Source organism: Pelomicrobium sp. G1 (genome assembly GCF_051905455.1).
GTDB lineage: Bacteria > Pseudomonadota > Gammaproteobacteria > Burkholderiales > UBA6910 > Pelomicrobium.
The window spans coordinates 1-499 of the sequence record NZ_JBQACR010000050.1; the positions used below are offsets into that span (position 1 = coordinate 1).

Sequence of the window (499 nt, forward strand, 5' to 3'; positions counted from 1 at the left end):
GTGACGATCAACATCATCAATCACACTCCCGCCCAGGTGCGCACCCAGGAGCGCCAGGAGCGCGGCGAGCGGGTGATCGACGTCATCATCGAGCAGGTGACCGGCCTGATGGGCCGGGACATCGCTCGCGGCGCAGGCATCGCCCCGGTGCTTGAGCGCCGGTACGGACTCAGTCCCGCCGCGGGGACGCTGAGGTAGCGGATGGCGCTCTTTCCCTCGACGCTGCCGCCGCCGAGCGTAGACGGGTATGTGCTCGAGCCCCTCGAGCAGACCATACGCACTGAGATGGAGGTGGGTGCGCCCAGGGTGCGCCGCCGCACCCTCGCGCGCCTCGACCGCGTTCAGGCGCGCTGGATGTTCTCAGACGCCGAGATGTCCATCTTCCGCACTTGGTTCCAGGACGCGGGCCAGGCGGCGGGCGGCGCGGGCTGGTTCGACATCTCCCTCCCCCTCGGGCTCGGCGGCATCCAGAGCTATGAGGCGCGCATCGTCCAGTGGC

Annotated in this window: 1 protein-coding gene and 1 pseudogene; both read left to right on the plus strand. The window is 69.5% G+C overall.

Features of this window, described 5'->3' with window-relative positions; all coding sequences use genetic code 11:
• A partial coding sequence (locus ACTFO6_RS17335) for a hypothetical protein (protein WP_439935683.1) occupies positions 1-198 on the plus strand: 198 nt, incomplete at its 5' end.
• Between the two features lie 3 nt (positions 199-201).
• Positions 202-499 (plus strand): annotated as a pseudogene (locus ACTFO6_RS17340) (hypothetical protein); the annotation flags it as partial.